General features: G+C 61.8%; 10 protein-coding genes. 8 read left to right on the plus strand and 2 right to left on the minus strand.

Annotation, left to right across the window (positions count from 1 at the left end):
* Positions 1–140 precede the first annotated feature (140 nt).
* Together XBLMG947_RS20410 and XBLMG947_RS20415 are read right to left on the minus strand one after the other, a co-directional pair.
* A complete protein-coding gene (locus tag XBLMG947_RS20410; protein ID WP_065470361.1) occupies positions 141–530 on the minus strand; it encodes a hypothetical protein in 390 nt (129 codons plus the stop codon).
* Between the two features lie 263 nt (positions 531–793).
* Positions 794–1,483 (minus strand): S24 family peptidase, encoded by a 690-nt coding sequence (locus XBLMG947_RS20415; protein WP_065470354.1) that lies wholly within the window; start codon positions 1,481–1,483, stop codon positions 794–796.
* A gap of 98 nt (positions 1,484–1,581) precedes the next feature.
* On the opposite strand from XBLMG947_RS20415, the gene XBLMG947_RS20420 reads away from it, so the two are divergent.
* The 8 genes from XBLMG947_RS20420 to XBLMG947_RS20450 all read left to right on the plus strand — a co-directional run bounded on the left by XBLMG947_RS20420 (position 1,582) and on the right by XBLMG947_RS20450 (position 6,751).
* Entirely contained in the window at positions 1,582–1,857 is a 276-nt protein-coding gene (locus XBLMG947_RS20420) for a YdaS family helix-turn-helix protein (protein WP_245228284.1), read from the plus strand.
* A gap of 478 nt (positions 1,858–2,335) precedes the next feature.
* Positions 2,336–2,857, plus strand: coding sequence for a ParB N-terminal domain-containing protein (locus tag XBLMG947_RS20425; protein ID WP_065470356.1), 522 nt, complete (start codon positions 2,336–2,338; stop codon positions 2,855–2,857).
* The gene (locus XBLMG947_RS22190) at positions 2,854–3,255 is read left to right on the plus strand and encodes a helix-turn-helix domain-containing protein (RefSeq protein WP_083993305.1); all 402 of its coding nucleotides are present in this window, start codon (positions 2,854–2,856) and stop codon (positions 3,253–3,255) included. The genes XBLMG947_RS20425 and XBLMG947_RS22190 overlap by 4 nt, the downstream gene beginning before the upstream one ends.
* 223 nt (positions 3,256–3,478) lie before the next feature.
* Entirely contained in the window at positions 3,479–3,802 is a 324-nt protein-coding gene (locus XBLMG947_RS20430) for a hypothetical protein (protein WP_245228283.1), read from the plus strand.
* Positions 3,799–5,154, plus strand: a complete 1,356-nt coding sequence (locus XBLMG947_RS20435; RefSeq protein WP_065470357.1) for a replicative DNA helicase — start codon at positions 3,799–3,801, stop codon at positions 5,152–5,154. The genes XBLMG947_RS20430 and XBLMG947_RS20435 overlap by 4 nt, the downstream gene beginning before the upstream one ends.
* Positions 5,147–5,980: a hypothetical protein gene (locus tag XBLMG947_RS23030; RefSeq protein ID WP_139074467.1), complete on the plus strand. Its 834-nt coding sequence runs from the start codon at positions 5,147–5,149 to the stop codon at positions 5,978–5,980. Before XBLMG947_RS20435 ends, XBLMG947_RS23030 begins: the two co-directional genes overlap by 8 nt.
* The gene (locus XBLMG947_RS20445) at positions 5,977–6,195 is read left to right on the plus strand and encodes a hypothetical protein (RefSeq protein WP_065470359.1); all 219 of its coding nucleotides are present in this window, start codon (positions 5,977–5,979) and stop codon (positions 6,193–6,195) included. The genes XBLMG947_RS23030 and XBLMG947_RS20445 overlap by 4 nt, the downstream gene beginning before the upstream one ends.
* Positions 6,188–6,751 (plus strand): hypothetical protein, encoded by a 564-nt coding sequence (locus XBLMG947_RS20450; RefSeq protein WP_065470360.1) that lies wholly within the window; start codon positions 6,188–6,190, stop codon positions 6,749–6,751. Before XBLMG947_RS20445 ends, XBLMG947_RS20450 begins: the two co-directional genes overlap by 8 nt.
* The last annotated feature ends 28 nt before the right edge of the window (positions 6,752–6,779 follow it).

The raw sequence follows: 6,779 nt of genomic DNA on the forward strand, positions 1-6,779 counted from the left end.
TGGAGAGCACGGCACGACCGTCATCTGCCTTGACGAGATGGACTTCGATTGCATGGCCGATGTGGATCGTCTCCTCTTCGGCCATGCGCAGGACGGCAGCGCCGGCGGCGTTCGCGGGCGCGCCGAGGGTCAGGGCTTTCTTATTCAAACGTCAGGTCTCCTGGGTTCATGTTGCTGGGGAGGGGTGATGTCGGGCCAGATGCGGTGGCCAACCGGTGACGGCGTTGCCAGGCGGCGGTGGCGCGCGCGCTGTACCAGTCGCGTAGCGTTGACCAGCCGGCCTCTGGCAGGTCGATGAAGGTGCCGCGCAGGTAGAGGTAGTGGCGCTGTGCCCGGCCATTGAGGGGCTGCTCGAACGCAATGCCCTGGCGCAGGCTGGTGACGATGGTGGCCAGCGGCACGCCCCGGTGCAGCACGCTGACGGTGAAATCGTCCTGGCCGGGCTGGTAGGTCAACTGGACCTCGCCGCGGTAGCCGGCAACGGTGACCGATTCGATCCCGCTGGCAGGCTGGGCGCTCACGCCGGCCATCTCGGCATGGGCTGGCTGCTGCGGACCGCCGACACTGCAGCGATCGCCGGGCGAATCGTCTGCAGCGCTGCGGGGATGTGTCCGGTGGCCGGGAGGGTGGGCCTGCTGACCCACGGTGTGTGCGGTGTTGTCTTGCATGCGTCTTGCCCCTGCGCGCCGAACAGTGGCGCAGCCAAGGGAATTTAGCAATCAGATAAAAATTAGTAAACTGATAATTTCTCGGCACTCACCTACTCGTCAGCTAAATCTGCTGCGTTCAGGGATCAGAACCGACGGAAGCCGGCATGGATGAGTGCGCGGCCTTTGACCCGCAGTGCACCGAGCTCGGGTTTCCAGGCCGGAAACTCCGGGTTGATCGAGACCACGTAGATGCCGTCTGACCGGCGTTGCAGCATCTTGATCGACGTCTCGCCATCGACGTTGATGAGGTAGTAGTCGTCGCCGTCGAAGTAATCGATCGCTGTGTCAATCCACACCACGTCCCCGTCCTCGATCTTGGGTCGCATGGAGGGGCCGCGCCCGGTGATGAGCTGGATGCGCCCAGGCTTCGGGAGGAAGCCGAGCTTTCGGCGCACCTCCCATTCGGCGACCTCCAGGGTGCGGATGACCTCTGGGAAATCCTGATTCACGACGCCCGTGCCCATGCCGGCAGCTCCTTCGTACAGTGCCAAGCGAAGGTAGCCAGGCGCAATCTCAGTTTCTGATAGTGATGAGTCCGCTTGTGAGCTGGGTGCGTGTGGTCTGTCCATCCACCCCGTGTCGCGGTCCATCACCAGGCTGATTTTTCGGGCGACCTCTCTGCCGATGGGTTTGCCGGCAAGCAGCTGAGACAGGTACGAGCTCGAAAAATCGCCGAGCCGCTGTGCTTGCTCTTTGCGGGTCTTGAAGCCCTGCTCGATCAACTGGTCGATGACCAAGCGCAGATTTTCCAGGCGAATGTCTGCGATATCCATGGCAGGATCTCAGGTAGAGGGTTAGCGTTAGGATAACACAGATGTTACCTCGGGGATTGTTTTATGAGTTAGCTATTTGATAAATTTTGCGCATGGACATGCCAGCACTCGATCAAGCCATCGCCGCGGCGACCAATGCGGCCACCCTCGCCAGAGCGCTAGGGATCAAGCAACCCTCCATCTGCGGTTGGTACAGGCGCGGGCAAGTGCCGTCGGCGCAATGTCCGGCCATTGAGGCGTTGACCGGGGTGAGCTGCGAGCAATTGCGGCCAGACGTGCACTGGCAGCGTGATGAGGCTGGCCGGGTCACGGGGTACTCGATACCGCTGCAGCCGCGCCAGATAGGCATGGGAGAGGCGCCAGTGCCGGATTAGCCCAACCACCCGGTGCGGTCGTTGGGTAACGGCGGGGCCGCATCGTTGAAGCCTGCAACCGTGGGATAGGGAATGAGACAGCAGGGTGCGCCGTAGTCGGCATAGCGCACGTCCCGAACAAGATGCTGATCGGCGCGTCTGGCCCGCGGTAAGGGCCACCGGTCGGGAGTGGCCCGTTAAGCGCAACGGGATGCTTCCGGCTGTCCTCCAGAAAGATTTCAGAGATCTTTCTGGAGCCAGCAGCAGGGGAAGGGCTTAACCGGAAACTATCTGGAGTGGGATAGGCGCATGCACGCGAGGCTTAGCCGGCTTGGACGCTGGCCGAAGGGGTCAGGGATGGTGCGTACATCCATCGCGAGGAAGTGGCCGCGGTGGTGTCTGGCGCGAAGCGGGTCGCCCTGGCGGCCCATCGTCAGAAACGACGAAGCCCCGACCGTCTCGCGAACAGGACCGGGGCTTCGATGTATGAGGCCCAAGTATGCCAGAGCACATCCACGAGCTTCATCCGCTTTGCACCCTGTTCCCGCGCCTAGCCAGTGCTCAGTTCGACACGCTGCGCGAGGACATCGCAGCGAACGGCCTGCGCCATCCCATCGTGCTGCTGGACGGGATGGTTCTGGACGGCGGCAATCGTTACCGCGCGTGCGTGGAGGCTGGCGTCGAGCCAACGTTCACCGAGTTCACCGGTGGCAATATCGTCTCCTTCGTCCTGTCCTCGAACCTGCACCGACGCCACCTGAGCGCCGGCCAGCAAGCGGCCATCGTCGCCAGCGCCCAGGATTGGGCAAAAGCGCAAACGATCTGGGGCAACGGTAGCAATCAGTACGCGGCCAATGAGCAAAGGTGCAACGTTGCACCTTTGCAGACCGTCGAGTCCCGCGCCGCCCAGGCTGGAGCGAGCGTGCGCACGCAGAAGATGGCCGACAAGGTGGCCAAGGCCGATTCACATTTCTGCTCAGGGCTAAGCGGCCAGCAACCGCCGCAGGAGGCGTTGCCGTGAGCGAGCATTTTTCCTGGCAGTCCGCGGTCACCAGGTCGTGCCTGGAACCCAGCACGAAGCTGGTGCTGTTGGTCATCGGTACGCACATGAATCAACACGGCGAAGGCGCCTTCCCGTCGTACAAAACGCTCGCCGCTGGCACTTCCCTCAATCGCGCGACCGTCATCCGGCATGTGGACATGGCCATCGCCGCAGGCTGGCTCAGCAAGCGCAGTCGGGTGCGGCAGAGCAAAGCGTCAGGACGGCTGGAAGCCGATTCCAACACCTATGCGATCTCTTTTCCTCGGTCGCCTAGCGCGACCCCCGTAGTCGCACAGGACGATCACCCCCGGTCGCACTGCACGACCACCCTGGTCGCACAGAACCACCACCCTAGTCGCACAGAACCATCACCCTAGTCGCACAGCGCGACCACCCGTAGTCGCACAGCGCGACCCTAACACCCCATATCTAACACCCCAAGGAACACAAGAGCATGCCCCTATAGTCCCCGATGGGGACTCAGCAGCCAGCGAGCAACTGCTAACCAACCAGGAAAAGCTGAGCAGTCAGGAAGAGCTGGGTCTTCAGGAAGAGCTGGGTCAGCAGGAAGATCAACACAGACCACCGACACCGGTGGAGGTGATCCGAGAGACTTACAACCGGATGCTTGGGCATCGCCCCGGATGCACTGCCAGCCTGGCGACCACTGCGCTACTGGAACGCAAGCTGCGCAAGGCCGATGCCAACGCACGCAAGACCTGCAAGGCGGCCGGAGTGATCTTCGATGCGCCAGAGTTCTGGGAGATCTACTTCAGCGTGTGTCTGCAGGACCCCTGGATGCGGGGGGATCGTCCTAACCCCAACAACGCGCGCTGGAAGCAATCGCTATCGACGCTGATCGACGATGAGCGATTCGAGCAGGTCATGAACATCGCGCTCGGCAGCCTGGAGATCGAGCGATGAGGCGGCCCGAGTTCGACGCCGAATCGGCCGTGCTCGCATGCCTGTTGCGCGATCCGACTTGCTACTGGCACATCGCTGACCTGCTGCAGGGAGATGACTTCGGGGATCGTGAGTGCCGCGCCCTGTTTGAGGCGATCAAGGCCGAAATCGTTGCGGGGCGTCCCTCGGACGTGGTCACGCTGGGCGAACGCCATCCGGCAATCGCGGATGTGGCCTTGGAGATCTATGTCCACTCCATCGGCAATCCGCGCTACGTGCGCAACTACGCCGCGCTGGTGAGCCAGCGAGAGCTGCTGCGCAGGGTCCGCCAGGCCGGCAGCCGCATCGCCCACCTGGGGGCAGAAGAGGACGTGTACGGCGAGGCGCAGCGCATCCTGGCCACCTGCATGCCCAAGCTGACGGGCAACGGGCCGCGGCACATTTCGGAATTCGTCCGCTCCTCGATGAAGGGGATGATGACGCGGTTCAACACCGATAACGACATGACCGGTGTTGCCACCGGATTCGATCCGCTGGACGACCTCATCGGAGGATGGCAGCCGACCGACCTGATCATCGTCGCGGCAAGGCCAAGCATCGGGAAATCAGCGTTCGCGCTGCAGACTTTGCTGCATGGCACACGGCCAGACGGGGGCGTCAACGGCTTCCTGGCGTCGCTGGAAATGTCCGGTGAGCAGTTGGCTGATCGCGCGATCTCCAAGCTGGGCCGCATCAACGCCATGCACATCCGTAGGCCCAAGCTGATGGAGGAGGAGGAATGGGCTAGCGCGCCGGCCGCCGCCCAGCAACTGGCCAAGCACCTGCTGTACGTCGACGACGCTTCGTCGCTGTCGGTGGAAGGGGTGTGCGCGCGTGCCCGCCAGGTGGCCGCGGAAGCGGGCGCGTTGGGGCTGGTGGTCGTCGACTACCTGACCTACATCGACTTGCCCAGGAAGGAAAACCAGGAGCAGGGCATCCAGCACATCACGCGCAGCCTGAAGAGGCTGGCAAAGGAACTGCGTGTGCCGGTCATCCTGCTCTCGCAGTTGAACCGCGATGGCGACGATGAGCCATCGCTCAAGCACCTGCGCGGGTCAGGGTCCATCGAGCAGGACGCCGATGTGGTGATCTTGCTGCACCGCCCAGACAAGGCCAATCGCGCAGTGGTGAAGGTCACCCTCGCCAAGCAACGAAACGGCGCGCTGGGCGAGTTCTACCTCGGCGCCGACATGGCGCGGCAGAGCTTCACGCCAATCGAGTGGGCGCCGCAGCAAGACCCGATGGTGCCGCCGACCAAGCCCAAGTTCCGTGCCACCAAGTCCGGTCCAGCGACTGTTGGCAGACGCTATTCCCATGGAGGTGAACATGATTGACCCGATTGACCTACTCATCCTGCGGAGCCCCACCACATCGCTGGATGTTGATGCGTGTAAGTGCGAAGGCGTAGGAGGGAGCTCCATCCACGTAGAAACGATGTGGACCGACTCAGCTGCCTTCAAGACGCTTTCGCAGCGCTTCCCGCTGCTTGCGAAGCCGAACGCACTCATTGGCTTTGTAGATCTTACTGTTGGGATTTTGTCCCATAGTGTCGCAAGTTTTTACAATCGCATTGTTGTCGGAGATCGTGCCGACCAACAGCACCAAGCAATAGCCGATCGTGACGAGTCCGCAATACAAAAGAAATGCAAAAAAAGCAGCAATTTTGTTCTTCAAATGCTTGGAGAAAACTATGTGGAAGCGAAGGCAGGCGAGGATCACCCACAAGATGCTAACTCCCAGGCCAGCAACGAGCACATGTTTTACCCACGCGCTTGTGCCCTGCACGATCTCTGTATTGTGGGCAGTGATTGCAGCACCAGCGATGGCAACTGCCAGGGCCCAATTTCGCCCAAGCTCCAGCAAACCTTCAAGCCAGTAACTTTGTGTTTTCGCATCTGCGAGCCGAGGTTGCTCGCGAGAAAATTCTTTGAAAATTTGGTTGATGCGATCGATAAAGCGATGTTTGCCAGAACGGTCAGCCATGTAATCACCCTTGCCAATGAAGATGTCATTTGTGGAGGAGGCATCGTAGTCAATCTGCAACATTCGATACCGCGCGAACCGATTCAGGTCTATGGCCGCAACGTTCGTGGTTTGCATCGACGAGGCCAGATCGGTCTTCGCACTGTAAACGACGTGATGGTGGAGGTGGCCGCATGAGGTGCATCCAGCATCCTGCACAAACGTTGCGCAATTTTGCCGATTGGCTGGACGCGCAGTCCTATCGCTACGACCGTTTGCTCTGGCGGGACAACGGCGAGCGATCCACGGTGGCAGAAACCTACCGGCAGATTGCTTCCCAGGCCCGCCAACATGCCTACCGCTACGCGCGGCTGGCCGAACAACCCCAGAGCAGCGAGAACACCCATGACTGATGCCTACACGAGCGAGCGTGCCAGCTTCCGTGAGCGGCTGGCCAGGATGAGCGGCGGCACGACCTATCGCGCGCCCATGGAGGGACACGGCACCAAAAGCGACACCATGCCGGACGTGCACACGATGGCTGCCGCGCTGGCCTATGCCAGAGAGGGGGAAAGCGACATCGGGCCGGACATCGCCTTGGCGATCGTGTGTCAAACCGACTATCGCCGGCAGCGCATCGTCACCGAGCTTGCGGCCGCGCTGCTGGCGGCTACAGGCAAGGTGGGGGAGCGATGCGCGCAGGTGTTGCCGATCATCTGTGGGCGCGCCTACGTGGCCGTTGTGCTGGGCGTGCAGGCCACGCCCGACCCGGCATGGACCATCGCCGAGAGGGATTGGCAGTTGTTGGCGGGCTTGGCCGAGGCAACGTTGATGCAGGCAGCGGAGGCAGCGATCCGCAGAGCGGCTGGCAGCTACCACGGACGTGATCTGCGCAGGACGGTACGCAAGCGCGTTGACCGGCTTGCAAGTCAATCGGCGAATCGGCACATTCCCTATAACGCGAAGTAGCAACTTGCAACAAGCCCGGCCAAGCGCC

The organism is Xanthomonas bromi, assembly GCF_900092025.1.
Classification (GTDB): Bacteria; Pseudomonadota; Gammaproteobacteria; order Xanthomonadales; family Xanthomonadaceae; genus Xanthomonas; species Xanthomonas bromi.